Below are 14,530 nucleotides of genomic sequence, written 5' to 3'. Positions count from 1 at the left end.
GCGATGATAGCGGCATTTGTCGTATTCTTCGCGGGATTTTTCGTGCTTAAAAAGTCAGTTGTTTTCTTGCTAACGCTCACAGCATTATGTGGCTGTGGTTACAAAGGGGCGCTCTACATTCCTGAGGCGCCTGCACAAAACACGTCTGCTGAACCAGCGTCCTCTGAAAATGCAGAAACCGGCGCCGACTCTGACACCAATAACACTTCACCCGCAACTACTTCTGGAGAGCTGAACTAGTGGATTATTTCGCCTACAGCCAAGGTCAGCTTCATGCTGAACAAGTGGCTGTTTCTGATATTGCAGCCCAGCATGGAACGCCGGTTTACATCTATTCACGTGCAACGTTAGAGCGTCACTGGCACGCATTTAATGATGCCATTGGTGAGCATCCTCACCTTGTGTGTTACGCGGTAAAAGCGAATTCGAACATCGGTGTATTAAGCGCTCTAGCCAAATTAGGTTCAGGCTTTGATATCGTTTCAGCCGGCGAATTAGCTCGCGTAATCGAAGCCGGTGGCGATACAAGTAAGGTTGTATTTTCAGGCGTAGGTAAAAAACACGACGAAATCCGTTTCGCCTTAGAACAAGGCATTATGTGTTTCAATGTAGAATCGGAGCCTGAACTTCACCGCATTAACCAGGTTGCGGGCGAAATGGGCGTAAAAGCCCCTATTTCACTTCGCATAAACCCGGATGTAGATGCAAAAACTCACCCTTATATTTCTACGGGTTTGAAGGCGAACAAATTCGGTATTGCCCGTGAACGTGCACTGGCCACCTATGAATTGGCCGCATCGCTACCTCATTTAAATGTAGTTGGTATGGACTGCCATATCGGCTCACAGCTCACAGAAATTGGCCCATTTGTAGATGCGCTTGAGCGCCTGCTTCTGCTTATTGATGAATTAGCCGAGCGCAACATTATCATTGAGCATTTAGATGTGGGCGGTGGTCTTGGCGTTACTTATAACAACGAGCAACCACCTCATCCTAAAGCCTATGCACAAGCCATGGCTGAAAAAATGGTAGGCCGTGAAAACCTAAAGCTTATTCTTGAGCCAGGCCGCGCTATTGCTGCAAACGCCGGTATTTTAGTTACTGAAGTTGAATTCATTAAAGAAGGTGAAGAAAAAAGCTTCGCCATTGTCGACGCTGCAATGAACGATTTATTACGCCCTGCACTTTACTCAGCTTGGCAAAAAATTATTCCTGTAAAAGAAGAAACTACGGCAACACCACGTATTTACGATGTAGTAGGCCCAGTGTGTGAAACTGGTGACTTTATAGGAAAAGATCGTGAATTAGCCATTGAACCAACAGACTTACTTGCCGTTCGCAGCGCCGGTGCCTATGGTTTTGTTATGGCGTCAAACTACAACAGCCGCTGTCGTCCAGCCGAGATTATGGTAGACGGTGACAAAGCAATTGTGGTTCGCGAAAGAGAAAAACAAAAAGATCTCTGGCAAGGTGAGTACAAACTTCCGTAAACTAGAGACAAACTAACAAGATAGATGCGCGTTTAATGCAGGTTCAATTTTCTAAAATGCACGGTTTGGGTAACGATTTCATGGTTATTGATAACGTTACTCAGAACGTCTTTTTCTCTAAAGAAAAAATTCAGCAACTGGCTAACCGAAACTTCGGCATTGGCTTCGACCAGCTGTTGATGGTGGAACCGCCTTACGATCCTGAGCAAGACTTCCACTATCGTATCTTCAATGCGGATGGTTCGGAAGTAGAACAGTGTGGCAATGGCGCGCGCTGCTTCGCACGCTTTGTTAAGCAAAAAGGTCTCATTAATCGCAACAAAATTGTCGTAAGCACCAAAGCTGGAAAAATGGTGCTGTATCTTGAGAAAGACGGTCAGGTTACTGTGAACATGGGTAAACCTGAATTCGAACCTGCGAATATTCCACTTAAAGCCAATAAGCAAGAAAACACCTACATATTGCGAGTCGGCGAAAGCACGCTATTCATTGGATCGGCATCGATGGGTAACCCACATTGCGTAATGGAAGTCGACGACGTTGATACTGCTAATGTGGCCGAGATTGGTCCGCTTGTTGAAAAGCACGAACGCTTCCCTGAAGGCGTAAACGTTGGCTTTATGCAAATAATCAATGAGTCACACATTAAACTTCGCGTATTTGAACGAGGTTCAGGTGAGACCTTGGCCTGTGGTAGCGGCGCTTGTGCAGCGGTTGCAATTGGCCAGATTCAGGGTAAATTAGGAAAAGATGTGCGGGTAGACTTACCCGGAGGCAGTTTACGTATACGCTGGCCTGGCCCAGATAACGTGTTAAAAATGACAGGGCCTGCTGAGCACGTGTACGACGGACATATAAATCTATGAGCGAATTATCAGGGCAGTCTAACGCTACGCAATTGATTGAGCCATTTAACGACACAACGGAATTGTCGAGTGCCGATGTGCGCGCGTTCTTGTTGCAAAACCCTGAGTTCTTTGCCGAGCACCCCGACCTTCTTGAAAAAATTAAGCTTCCCCACGAGCAGAAAGGCAGTGTTTCACTGGTAGAAATTCAAAGCGATCAGCTTCGAAAGAAAGTTAGGCAGCTTAATTTTAAACTCAATCAGCTGGTGAGCATCGCTAAACAAAACGAAAAAATATATCGCGTTTACACCGATTTAAACGTGCAGCTTCTGCGCTGTGAAAGTGTTGCCGAAGTTCAGTTTACTTTGGAAGATGTGCTTCAAGAGCGTTTACAATTGTCGTCGGCGGTCATTAAGAGCTTTAAAGGTCCGCACGCGATCCCCGAACTACAGCAACGCTTATTTACTGAAAAACGTTTTAAAAATACCAACTTTTTCTTTGGTCGATTATCTCAGCACGAACGCCAGCTTCTTTTCGGAGAAAGCCCTGCGGAGTCTGTAGCGCTAATGCTGCTTGGTGACAACCGTGAACTCGGTATTTTAGGTATAAGCAGCAGTGATGCCAGCCACTTTACCCCAGATATGGACACCTTGTTACTTCAGCAGCTTCAGCAAGTGCTTAATATCATATTGCCTGAAATGATGGGATATTAGGTGTAGTGTCTACGGACGCATTAATAAGCGAGCCTTGCCAGCAATGGCTAGATAAGTTTCTGCTACATCTACAGGTAGAACGCGGCTTATCAATTCACACTATTAAAAATTATCAGCGCCAGCTCACAGAAGTTGCAAAGCTACTTGGGCTTTACGAGTGGTCGGGGCTGACGCCGAGCGACATAAAGCGGGTAATGGCTGATGCAAAGATGTCAGGGCACAGCCCACGCAGTATAGCATTGCGCCTATCGGCACTTAGAACCTTCTGCCAATATCTTATCGATCATCAGCAACTATTCAGCAACCCTGTAGAAGGTATTCAAGCTCCGAAACAAGGGAAGCCATTGCCTAAGCAACTAAGCGTAGATGAAATGCAGCAGCTTCTTAATGCCTCCCCCAAAAGCAGTGACGACGATGAGGGTATGCAATTACGTGATGTGGCTATGTTTGAGCTACTTTATGGCTGTGGACTGCGCTTGAGCGAACTGACTGGTCTTAATTTGGCCGACTGTCTAAAGGACGGTACGGTGAAGGTCATGGGTAAAGGAAGTAAACAGCGAATACTTCCGTTAGGCCGACACGCACAAAAAGCACTTAACGCGTGGTTAAAGGTACGCTCTGCCTACGCATCACCTTACGAAAGTGCGGTCTTTGTGAGTAAGCGCAAAACCCGCATATCCAATCGACAAGTCGCTAATCGCCTCGATAAAATGGCAAGCGAACAGTCGTTGTCACAAAAAGTAAGCCCTCACAAACTGCGCCATTCCTTTGCTACCCACGTATTAGAATCCAGCGGAGATTTGCGTGCGGTTCAAGAGCTATTAGGTCATGCTAACTTGTCAACGACACAAGTTTATACCCATCTGGATTTTCAGCATCTCGCTAAGGTTTATGACGCGGCTCACCCTCGCGCACACAAGAAATAACGCTACTAGAAGGTTTCCCCATGCAGTTTTTCAGGTCTATCAATAACGTCGAGGCTATGACCTTCGACCTTGATGACACCCTTTACAATAATGAACCTATTATTCGACGCGCAGAGCAAGCCCTTCAAGCGCATATTGCTGAACATCACCACCAGGCAGCTAAGCTAACATCACTTGATTGGCTACAGCTTAAACGTGCGGCTATCGCCAAAGACGCGCGGTTGGCTTCTGATATGGGGCAGCTTCGTCGCGTTGTTTTAAGCGCTGCACTATCTGGCACGCCAGCAAACCAGTTATCAATAGTCCCTACAGAAGATACTGCATTACGTGCTGCTGTAGACAGCTGCTTTAATTGTTTTTATGACGCAAGAAGCGATTTTGCATTAGCCAGTAATGTGCACCAGACCCTCGATAAACTTAGCCAGCATTTACCGCTCGTTGGTATTACTAACGGCAATGTAAACGCGCAAAAAGTAGGATTAGACCGTTATTTCACGGCGATCTTGCACGCCAGTGTGGAACGGCCCATGAAGCCTGCTCAAAACATGTTTGATGAAGCGGCCTCACTGGTAAAGGTAACGCCGTCGCACATTTTACATGTGGGCGATAATATTATTAAAGACGTGTTCGGTGCCATTAATGCCGGCTATCAGTCGGCTTGGTTTGCATGTAATCGTCCAATGCAGTTGAAATTTGAACCCGTTTCAGTACTTCCACACGTTCAGCTTGATTCATTAGAAGAGCTTATTCAATTTGTCTAGGCGCTATTTATCTCGAAAATACAGACCTTTACTACTCATTCTTTTGCGAGATGTTAACCTTTGAGTAAGCCGCATTCTTAAAGGTCTAGAGAGCCGCACTTAGGGCGTATAGATTTTAACGCTCACTCGTTATACACTGAAAACTGGAGTCGTAGTTTTTGTGTCCTCATGGAAAAACCTGCTATCTCGAAGTCAAGGTCGCAACAAGCGTCCAAGGTAGATAAGCCAACCTCGAATGTTCATGAACATGCCGAGACAGGTCGCTCTTTTTGGCCGTTTAAGCCACTGTCTGGCTTGTATCAAGATGTATTTATTATCTTGTCTTGGATTGCCATATGGCAAATTGGACGCATTGTTGAATACACTGAACACGCCAGTGTTTGGTTTCCTGCGGCAGGCTACACCCTTGCATGCTTCTTAGTTTTAGGTTGGCGCGCGGTAGTGCCTATTATGGTGGCCGCCATTGCGATTACCGTCTGGAATGGTCATAACTACTTGCTGCCGTTAAGTAACGTAGAAATGATGTGGGGCGGCGTGTTATTCGGCGTTGCACATATGCTCCCTTACTATGCAGGAGCCAGTGTTCTCGGCCATCTATTGAGAAAGCCCGACGTCACCACACCCCAATTAATCGTCTCGTTCTTAATCATCGGCTGTATTTCGTCGTTAGTTGCTACGCAACTAGTCATTGGTTCACTTGTTCTCACTAATCAGATGTCAGCGGCGGATATTAAAGATGCGATGCTGCCCTTTTGGATAGGGGATATGGCTGGTGTTGTTGTGCTTGCACCTCTTTTTGCTGGCTTGTTAGTAAAAATAAGTGCGGCTTCTAAAATAGACCTCTTGGCATTTTCTAACTGCGCTTCATCCGATTTACACAGCTACTTTAAAAAAGTGGCAATCAATTTGGCCCTCATACTATTCGTCATGTTATTGGCAAAACTTACCCAGTCTCGTGACAGTGCATTTGCTATCTTTTTTCTCGCCATTACCCACATGTGGATAGCGTGTACTGAAAGTACAAAGCGCAATGTTATAAGCCTTGCAATAAGCAGCCTATGCATTGTTTTGCTGGTGCATATATTCGCCTTAATGGATTACGTCAAAGTGTATCAGTTTGCACTCAACGTTATTGCAGCCAACGCGTTGTTTGGTATAGCCATTCCTCAGTTACAAGCAGACAATGCTCTGCTCAAAGACCGTGTTTTTGTGGATACCTTAACCCAAGCTTATACGCGGGAGTATTTGGCCCAGCGCAGCGCACTAGAAATGGCTCAGAGCCGTGAATCTGGAAGCTCGCTTTATTTCGTTATGTTTGATTTAGATAAGTTTAAACGTATTAACGACGAATTAGGCCATGTAGACGGCGACAACGCATTGCGCCGATTAAGTCAGGTGACGAAGGATATTGTGCGTAAAGCTGATGTTTTTGCCCGTTTCGGCGGCGACGAATTTGTACTGCTTCTGCCTAATATCAGCGAGCAAAACGCCCTTAATTTGGTGGAAAAGGTACGTGAAGGTATAAACGCAATCGTTATTTCAGAAGTGTCATTGTCATCGAGCTTCGGCGTCACTCTTATGCAGCAAAGCGATACACTCGAGACGCTCATTCAGCGCGCCGATCGGGCACTCTACGCATCAAAAGAAAAAGGCGGCAACACAATAACCCTCAAATAATGGGGTCAGAGTACATTTAATCGCTCAAATACGCTGAAGACAAAAATGTACTCTGACCCCATTATTACGAAAGCAGAAATGTACTCTGACCCCAATTTTATACGTGGGAGTTATCTTCTAGTACGTTTTGGCGCATGGATTCACATGGGCTTTGACAAACCGGTCTCCCAACCACTTTAGCTGGAACACCCACCACAGTAACGTGAGCTGGAACACTATTGAGTACAACGCTACCAGCGCCTACTTTTGAGCCTTCACCTATCTCAATATTTCCAAGGATCTTGGCGCCAGCGCCAATTAACACGCCTTGGCGAATTTTAGGGTGGCGGTCGCCCGACTCGTTACCGGTACCACCTAATGTAACGCTCTGCAAAATAGATACGTTGTCTTCAACCACTGCAGTTTCGCCCACTACAATGCCAGTTGCATGGTCAAACATGACGCCTTTACCTATACGCGCAGCAGGGTGGATATCTACACCAAAGCTTGCCGAGTTGCGGCTTTGTAAGAATAAAGCAAGCTGATGACGCCCATGAACCCAAAGGTAATGCGCCATGCGGTGTACTTGCACAGCATGAAAACCTTTAAAGTGAAGTAAGGGAGTAAGGTAATCGTTGACCGCCGCATCCCGCGCCTTAATCGCTAGAATGTCAGCAATAGCCGCTTCGCTGATGCCTGGCTCAAGTAAGTAAGCTTCATCGAAAACTTCGCGAATGGCGAGCGCAGGCATGACGTCGTCTGCCATTTTGTTCGACAGAATAAAACTAAGCGACGATTCAAAGTTGTGATGTGCAAGAACACTGGCATGCACATAGCTAGACAGCAAAGGCTCTTTTTCAGCAACAACTTGCGCTTCTTGTTTTAGCGTAGACCAAAAATCGATGGGCGTTGTAAGTGCGGTCATGAGCATGTCCCGTTATATAAAAATGCTGTGTTCTATCAGAAAATTGGGTAAGCGATCTAAACTTGTTCCTTGCTGGGCATATCTATGCTGACAAAAGGGAACGCGTAAAAGTTTACCTGAGTTTGATGTGATGCAATACCGATGTGATACCGACCAAGCGCATAATTCGATCAATTTATCGAATTAATTCGTTATAGCTAATAACCGTATCGTACATGTACACATCGTTAAAGCACTCTGCTCTCTCGCTGCGTCTAACTGAGTGCTTCCATTAATTTAATAGAACGTTCAGAGCGCTCGTATCTTTCATTAAATAATACTTAAAATCATGATTGCACACGAGCGTATAATGCCGTTGAAATTTATCTTCACTGGGAAAAACTGGACTGTATAAATTAACAGGCAGGTGGCATAATAGCGCGCTGCTGAATGTATAACACTATCAACTAACAGGTACCACACTATGGATGTATTTCGACTGCTAGACGAGCTAAACGACAAACAGCGTGAAGCAGTAGCAGCCCCACTATCTAACGCCCTAGTTTTGGCTGGCGCGGGCAGTGGTAAAACCCGCGTATTAGTGCATCGCATTGCGTGGTTAATGGAAGTCGAAAACATCGCCCCTTTTTCTATTTTGGCAGTGACCTTTACCAATAAAGCAGCCAAAGAAATGCGCGGCCGAATAGAGTCGTTGATGGGTCGCAGCCTGCACAATATGTGGATTGGTACCTTCCACGGGCTTGCACACCGCCTGTTACGCGCGCATCATGCAGAAGCCAACTTGCCTGAGAATTTTCAGATAATTGATTCGGATGATCAGTATCGACTTATTCGCCGCATTCTGAAGGCCATGAACCTAGACGAAAAGCATTGGGCGCCTCGTCAAATTCAGTGGTACATAAATGGCAACAAAGACGAAGGCTTGCGCCCTCAGCACATTGAAACCCACGGCGATCATATTCAAAAGACCATGCGCGAAGTCTATGCGGCATATCAAGACGCTTGTGACCGTTCAGGCTTGGTAGATTTTGCTGAACTGTTGCTACGCGCACATGAATTATGGGCTAAAAACCCAGAAGTATTAGCCCACTATCAACGTCGTTTCCGTGCAGTGTTAGTAGACGAATTCCAAGATACCAACAATATCCAATACGCATGGCTTCGTATGCTGTGTAGTGGTGGTAATAATAACATTATGATTGTTGGCGACGACGATCAGTCTATTTACGGCTGGCGCGGCGCGAACGTAGATAATATTCAGCACTTCCTGAAAGACTTCAACGAGCCTACTACTATTCGCCTTGAGCAGAATTACCGCTCTACAGGAAACATTCTTAAAGCGGCGAACACGGTTATCGACAACAATACGGGCCGTTTAGGGAAAGAACTTTGGACGGAAGACGCGCAAGGCGAGCTGATTTCTGTATATGCGGGTTTCAACGAGCTAGATGAAGCGCGCTTTATTGTTTCGAAAATCAAAGATTGGCTTAATCAAGGCAACGCCCTTACTGATACCGCTATTCTTTATCGAAACAACGCCCAGTCTCGAGTACTGGAAGAAGCCTTGCTGCACGAAGGGCTGGCGTATCGCATATACGGCGGTCTGCGCTTCTTCGAACGCCAAGAGATTAAAGACGCCCTTGGCTATATGCGTATGGTGAGCCACCCGCACGACGATGCAGCTTTCGAGCGTGTAGTAAACACCCCAAGTCGCGGTATTGGTGAGAAAACCTTATCGCAAGTGCGCGACACCGCGCGAATGCACAACTGTTCAATGTGGCAGGCGTGTCAGTTGCTCATTAATGAAGGTGGCTTTAAAGGCCGCGCGCTAAATGCTATGCAAAGCTTCGTGTTGCTAATTACTGAGCTAGAGCAATCCACGTTAGATGAGCCCCTTGACCAACAAGCCGATAAGGCTATTCGCCAGTCTGGTCTGTACGCCATGTACCAAGCAGAGCGCGGAGAAAAGGCCCAAGCACGTCTAGAAAACTTAGAAGAATTGGTTACTGCATGTAAAACTTTTATCGTGCCTGAAGAAGCCGAAGAAATGTCGCCTCTGGCAGCCTTTCTAGCTCATGCGTCGCTGGAAGCAGGTGAAACCCAGGCGGATAAAGACCAGGATGCCGTGCAAATGATGACCATTCACACCGCTAAAGGCCTTGAATTTCCACTGGTATTCTTAGCAGGTGTAGAAGAAGGCATGTTCCCTAGCCAAATGACTAACGACGAGCCAGGTCGAATGGAAGAGGAACGCAGACTTTGCTATGTTGGTATGACCAGAGCAATGCAAAAGTTGTATATTACTTATGCAGAAAGTCGTCGACTCTATGGCCAAGATAAGTATCATACTGCTTCTCGATTTATTCGCGAAATGCCAGCAGACTGCGTTGAAGAGGTTAGACTGAAATCGACTATTTCGCGGCCCGTGCACAACCGCTTTAGCCAAGCGACGTCGCACGCCAGTTTTGAAGAAACGGGCTTTAGTTTAGGTGAGCGAGTTGTACACCGTAAATTTGGCGAAGGGATCGTACTTAACTACGAAGGGAGTGGTGAGCACGGTCGAGTTCAAGTAAACTTCGACGAATTTGGCAGCAAATGGCTGGTACTTGCTTACGCAAAGCTGGAGAAAGCGTAACATTATTAATAGGCAAGGTAGCCTAAACCTAAGTTGAAATGTATGCAGCAACACGTGCTGATCATCGAAAATGGTGAAGGCAACCTTGAACTTATAGCGAAATTAGTACGCCGGGCTGGTCTTACCCCCGTTGGCGCAACGTCGCTGACAGAAGGCAAAGCACGGTTTTCGCAAAATATGCCGGAAACCTTTCTGTGTGCTATTGTTGCATACTCGCTTCCCGATGCACCAAAAGGCGAAGCCATCGACTTTACTGTTGAGTCTTTCATTCCCACCATTGCTACAACAGAAAGTTTAGATAGCGCTATTCGCGATAAAGTCCTAGAACGTGACGTTGTCGATTACATTCCCAAAGAAAATTCGCAGAACTACGACTACCTCAATCGTCTTATTAGCCGATTAGAAAAAAACAAGTCTACTGGTGTCGTCGTGGTAAGCACTAATCGGGTGTTGCGCTCAAAAACCGTTTCATTACTTCAGCGCCATAATTTTATTGCGTTTGAATGCCTAACGGCTACAGACGCTATGCAATGCTTGTCTGAACACAAAAACGTACGTCTTGTTATCACTGACAACACGTTGCCTGATATGACAGGCACGCACTTTGTCGCCAGTTTAAGAAAAGCCTTTTCGAAAGAGCAGCTGGCAATTATGGGCGTTGCTGGAGGCAAAGGCATGTTAATGTCTGCGCACTTTATTAAAAGTGGTGCAAATGACTTCTTGCGAGTGCCCTACTGTCATGAAGAGTTCTTGTGTCGCGTGATGCAGAACGTGGAATATATTGAGAGCGTTGAAGAAATTCGTCGTGTGGCCAACACCGACTATTTAACAGGTTTGCCTAACAGGCGCCACTTCTTCTACATGGTTACTGTACAACACCAAAACCTGTCTGAGGATCACGCTCTCGCCCTTATTGACCTAGACTTTTTCAAATCGATAAACGATACCCATGGCCATGACGCAGGTGACATTGTGCTAAAAGCCATGGCGGCCCTTATTGAGTTTTATTTTCCGGACGAAATTATCTCCCGCTTTGGTGGCGAAGAGTTTTGTATATACATGCCGTCAACACCACTAAAAGAAGCCTGTGAGCGTCTAGACGACTTCAGAAAAGTGGTGGAAGCGGAAATTATTCAACTGCCTAAAAGCGACATTAAAGTGACCTGCAGTATTGGGGTAAGTGGCGCCCACACTCAGCGCGTAGATAAGCTACTAAGCCTTGCCGACAAGCAGCTTTACGCCGCCAAAAATAGTGGGCGTAACCAAGTGAAGTGCGAACCACCAGATGTTCCTCAGCAAGAGCAAGCTTCACTGCTTTAGCTTTTCACTCAATCAACTGCCGCTTAGCTGTCCGACGTTTAATTAAAGACTGGTGCGCAAAAGCCCCTACTCCACCGCTAGCTTTCGCGCTTTACGCTGACTGCGGTAATTAACTAGCGAATCTGCACTAAACAAGATAAGCGCAAACCACACAAAGCCGAAGGTCACCAAGCGCGACTCTTCAAGCGGTTCGCCGTACAGGTAAACCGCCAGAATGAACATAAGCGTTGGGCCAATGTACTGAAAAAAGCCCAGCGTTGAATACATTATGCGCCTTGCTGCAGCGGTAAAACAAAGTAGTGGCGCGGTAGTTACAATGCCAGCCGCTAAAATAAGGGTATTTAGCGTGGCGTCGTTATTAAATAAGTTACTGTACTCAGAGCCAAAGAAGACCCAGTAAATAATAGCGAATGGCGAGAGCATTAAAGTTTCAATGAATAGGCCGGGTAGCGAGTCTACAGCCACTTGCTTGCGCAATAAGCCATACACACTAAAACTTCCCGCAAGCACCAGGGCAATCCACGGCACGTGGCCATAAGAGAAAATAAGAATAGCCACGCCAATAACGGCAAGCCCAACGGCTACACGCTGTAAGTTACGCAACCTTTCACCTAAGAAAAGTCGCCCTAAAAATACGTTGATAAGAGGGTTGATGTAATAGCCAAGGCTTGCATCAAGAATATGGTCGTTATTAATTGCCCAAATAAACAAGAGCCAATTCGCCCCGAGTAACAACCCTGCAACGAATAAAATCTGCATAACGCGCTTATTGCGAAAGGCGGCGCCCACTTTGGGCCACTGCTTTAGCGCGGCTATAAGCCCAACCAAAAGCACCACAGACCAAATTACCCTGTGCATCAGGATTTCAGCTGCCGGCAATACCATCAACTGTTTGAAATAAACAGGTGCGACACCCCACATGCTATATGCGGCAATTGCACAAATAACGCCGACTTGAGCGGCACTGGCTTGCTTAGACAAGACTGACTCCAACGAAATTCGGGGGAAGAAGGCGCGTATTGTTTATCAGGTTAGGTGAATTCACAACCCTTAACGCTTTCCAATGCGGCAAAGGACGTGTAACAAGCGGCATAATTAATGAAACGCAATTAACAAAAAATGAAAAAGCCCCACTAAATGTGCTCATTCAATGGGGCCTAAGATGCGTTCGTCATGAAAAAACAGGACAAGGTTTATCGCGGGAATGGTGCTACAGCAGAAACAGTGTGCCCAAACCTAAGAAGGCTACAAAGCCTACAATGTCGGTTACGGTAGTCAAAATGACCGACCCCGACAGTGCTGGGTCTATTTTCAGCTTGTCCAATATTACAGGTACAAACACGCCTGCAAGTGCGGCGGCTACAATGTTGAACAGTATGGCCAAACAGATAACCAACCCTAACATGGCATCGGTAAACCAGAAATAAGCAACAACGCCAATTACCAAGGCCCAAATCACGCCATTAACGCCGCCTACTTTAAGCTCTTTCACCATCAGCGCCCGTAAGTTGGCAGGCGTGACCTGCCCCAACGCCAAGCCGCGTACAATCAGGGTTAGCGTTTGACTACCTGCAATGCCTCCCATACTTGCCACTACCGGCATCAGTACCGCAAGGGCAACCACTTGTTGAAGGGTGCCTTCGAACAATCCAATAAACCACGAGGCTAAAAATGCGGTAAGCAAGTTAATGCCAAGCCAAAGGGCACGATTTTTCGCACTTTTGGCCACAGGCGAGAATAAATCTTCGTCCTCATCCATACCCGCCGAAGCCATCACTTGGCGTTCGTAAAACTCGTTGACCAACTCACTTGCAGAGGTCACATCTAATCGGCCGAGAAGCTTGTTGTTTTCGTCAACTACCGGCAGCGACGCAAGCCCAGAACGTTGAACAAGTAGCGACGCATTCATAGTGTCGTCCGCCCCTTGAATGGTCGTCACACTTTCTTCCGACAAGTCGAATAGCGACACGTGATCTTGCGCATTGAAGAGGTGGCTAATTTTAACTAGCGCGGAAAATTGACCTGAGCGGTTCACCAAAAAAATGCTGTCACAATGCTGAGGTATGTCACGTCTTAATAAGCGTAGCCCTTCGCGCACTTTCGCGTTCGAAGGTAACACTAACTGCTCGTGGTTAACCCAGTGCCCTATTTGGTTATCGGGGAATTGTGTCGCTTCTCTGAAGTACTTACGCTCTTTAGAATCAAGTGATTCATAGGCCATATCGACAAGCCGTTTTGGCAATGAATCGAGTAGTTCCAGTAAATCTTCTGCGTCAATATCAGCAAAAATAGATGCCCATTCGTCGTGCGGCGTATTGTCGATAAGAATTTCACGGGGGTCGCTACGCATCTCAACCAATACGTCGAGCTTACGGTCGCGAGGAATGCCTTCCCATACCGCCAAACGTTTTTCTACGGGCAACGATTCTAACAGTGATGCGATGTATACCTCGTCTTGCCCCGCAAGGGTGGCTAACAAGGTCGCCGGATCGTCACCCATACTTTCGGTAACAATCTCTTCAATTAAGTCTGGTAATGGCTCTGCCATGCTACACCTCCCGTTAATACCGCTCACTTCCTTTACACAACGTAACAACAGGCATTGTGGGATGATGCAAACCTATTAAGACACTGCTATCCCAGCATATATGTACCCGTGCCAAAGGCTATATGATCGCCTTTTTCATTGTGCAATTCCATTCTACAAACCACTAATTTACTGCCCTTGCGTATAATCGTGGCTGTCGCAACAAAGCGCTCGCCTCTTCCCGGCCTTAAGTAGTCAACGCGCATATCGACTGTGCCCATGGTGGGCAATCTAACTTGAAGGTCCGCAAGGTGTTCACGTGCGGTTTGTTTGATGGTTTCTACAATTGAAACTAAACCACCGATGGTGTCTAGCATAGTCGCTGTTACACCGCCGTGTAGGATTTTTTGCATTGGATTGCCGGTCAGCGCTGGTTGCCAATCAAGGTGCAGGGAGATCTGTGTATCCAGCCCCTCTCCTTCAGTAACAAATTCCAAGCCCAGCAACTGGTTAAACGGCATAGTATCACGAAAAAGCGCAATTACATGTTTAATCATTAGTTCATGGTTTAGTGTTTCGCTGCCCTTAGCTTCGTCTTTATTAGTCGTTTTGTTATCCACTCGCTTTCCTTGATGAATTGATATTTGTAATGTGCTTATAAGCAACATTACTACCGAACGTAAGTTTGACGGAAATTCATCCAACCAATGATATTGAATCAAAATAAATTAT

13 protein-coding genes are annotated in these 14,530 nt (G+C 46.4%); 9 read left to right on the top strand and 4 right to left on the bottom strand.

All coding sequences use genetic code 11. The features are described 5' to 3' along the window. Nucleotides 1-3: 3 nt before the first annotated feature. From NO989_RS03770 to NO989_RS03740, 7 genes are all read left to right on the top strand, one after another. Entirely contained in the window at nt 4-240 is a 237-nt protein-coding gene (locus tag NO989_RS03770) for a lipoprotein (protein ID WP_014975353.1), read from the top strand. Next, nucleotides 240-1,490 (top strand): diaminopimelate decarboxylase, encoded by a 1,251-nt coding sequence (lysA, locus tag NO989_RS03765; RefSeq protein WP_014977968.1) that lies wholly within the window; start codon nt 240-242, stop codon nt 1,488-1,490. The genes NO989_RS03770 and lysA overlap by 1 nt, the downstream gene beginning before the upstream one ends. 35 nt (nt 1,491-1,525) lie before the next feature. Then, a complete protein-coding gene (dapF, locus tag NO989_RS03760; RefSeq protein ID WP_014947850.1) occupies nt 1,526-2,356 on the top strand; it encodes a diaminopimelate epimerase in 831 nt (276 codons plus the stop codon). Continuing rightward, nucleotides 2,353-3,048, top strand: a complete 696-nt coding sequence (locus tag NO989_RS03755; RefSeq protein WP_014947849.1) for a DUF484 family protein — start codon at nt 2,353-2,355, stop codon at nt 3,046-3,048. The genes dapF and NO989_RS03755 overlap by 4 nt, the downstream gene beginning before the upstream one ends. A gap of 5 nt (nt 3,049-3,053) precedes the next feature. After that, nucleotides 3,054-3,974, top strand: coding sequence for a tyrosine recombinase XerC (xerC, locus tag NO989_RS03750; protein ID WP_061439024.1), 921 nt, complete (start codon nt 3,054-3,056; stop codon nt 3,972-3,974). 20 nt (nt 3,975-3,994) lie between these two features. Beyond that, a complete protein-coding gene (locus NO989_RS03745) occupies nt 3,995-4,735 on the top strand; it encodes an HAD-IA family hydrolase (protein ID WP_371342050.1) in 741 nt (246 codons plus the stop codon). Between the two features lie 168 nt (nt 4,736-4,903). Beyond that, nucleotides 4,904-6,412 (top strand): diguanylate cyclase, encoded by a 1,509-nt coding sequence (locus tag NO989_RS03740; protein WP_069943525.1) that lies wholly within the window; start codon nt 4,904-4,906, stop codon nt 6,410-6,412. A gap of 97 nt (nt 6,413-6,509) precedes the next feature. Here the strand turns inward: NO989_RS03740 and cysE are convergent, their stop codons facing one another. Continuing rightward, nucleotides 6,510-7,316 (bottom strand): serine O-acetyltransferase, encoded by an 807-nt coding sequence (gene cysE / locus NO989_RS03735; protein WP_014947845.1) that lies wholly within the window; start codon nt 7,314-7,316, stop codon nt 6,510-6,512. Nucleotides 7,317-7,779: 463 nt separating this feature from the next. Here cysE and uvrD point away from each other — a divergent pair, with 463 nt between their 5' ends. Next, complete coding sequence (gene uvrD / locus NO989_RS03730) at nt 7,780-9,951, top strand: DNA helicase II (RefSeq protein WP_156085743.1); 2,172 nt, start codon at nt 7,780-7,782, stop codon at nt 9,949-9,951. A gap of 42 nt (nt 9,952-9,993) precedes the next feature. Beyond that, nucleotides 9,994-11,271 carry a diguanylate cyclase gene (locus NO989_RS03725; RefSeq protein WP_014977963.1) on the top strand — a complete coding sequence of 426 codons (1,278 nt, stop codon included), beginning with the start codon at nt 9,994-9,996 and terminating at the stop codon, nt 11,269-11,271. A gap of 66 nt (nt 11,272-11,337) precedes the next feature. Here NO989_RS03725 and rarD read toward each other — a convergent pair whose 3' ends face one another. The 3 genes from rarD to NO989_RS03710 form a co-directional block, all read right to left on the bottom strand. Then, nucleotides 11,338-12,252: an EamA family transporter RarD gene (rarD, locus tag NO989_RS03720; RefSeq protein ID WP_014947843.1), complete on the bottom strand. Its 915-nt coding sequence runs from the start codon at nt 12,250-12,252 to the stop codon at nt 11,338-11,340. A gap of 229 nt (nt 12,253-12,481) precedes the next feature. Then, on the bottom strand, nt 12,482-13,819 hold the full coding sequence (locus tag NO989_RS03715) for a magnesium transporter (protein WP_014977961.1): 1,338 nt from the start codon (nt 13,817-13,819) through the stop codon (nt 12,482-12,484). An 86-nt stretch (nt 13,820-13,905) separates the two neighbouring features. Beyond that, nucleotides 13,906-14,418, bottom strand: coding sequence for a thioesterase family protein (locus NO989_RS03710; RefSeq protein WP_052247383.1), 513 nt, complete (start codon nt 14,416-14,418; stop codon nt 13,906-13,908). Nucleotides 14,419-14,530: the final 112 nt, after the last annotated feature.

Source organism: Alteromonas sp. DY56-G5, from assembly GCF_041414725.1.
GTDB lineage: Bacteria > Pseudomonadota > Gammaproteobacteria > Enterobacterales > Alteromonadaceae > Alteromonas > Alteromonas macleodii.
Note: the sequence above shows the minus strand (reverse complement) of the source record. Positions and strands in the feature narration are given on the sequence as shown.